We start from the raw sequence: 256 nt of genomic DNA, 5'->3' as shown, positions 1-256 counted from the left end.
ATAGAGAAAAAATGCTTCCGGGTTCTTGAAGTCTTTGTTGATCAGGAAGGCACCAATCTGAACCGGGCTGTAACGTCTACCCGACTTGCCATCCGGACCTGTAGGCACCGGAATAGGCTTCACTGTTGCATCGGGTTCGTTCTTCCACAGGAAATTACGTACAGAGTTTCCTTGGAAGATCGGTCCGGTCATGATTCCGGATTTGCCATTCTTGAAGGATTCGTCACTTTTGCTTACATCGATCATGGCTACGTCC

At 48.4% G+C, this 256-nt stretch carries 1 pseudogene; it reads right to left on the bottom strand.

The features are described from left to right. Positions 1–256, bottom strand: a pseudogene (locus KVT11_RS20215) (ABC transporter substrate-binding protein); the annotation flags it as partial.

Origin of the sequence: Bacillus sp. GbtcB10 (assembly GCF_019091365.1) — a bacterium.
Classification (GTDB): domain Bacteria; phylum Bacillota; class Bacilli; order Bacillales; family Bacillaceae; genus Bacillus; species Bacillus altitudinis.
The sequence above is the reverse complement of the archived record's forward strand: the minus strand, read 5'-3'. Positions and strand labels throughout refer to the sequence as shown.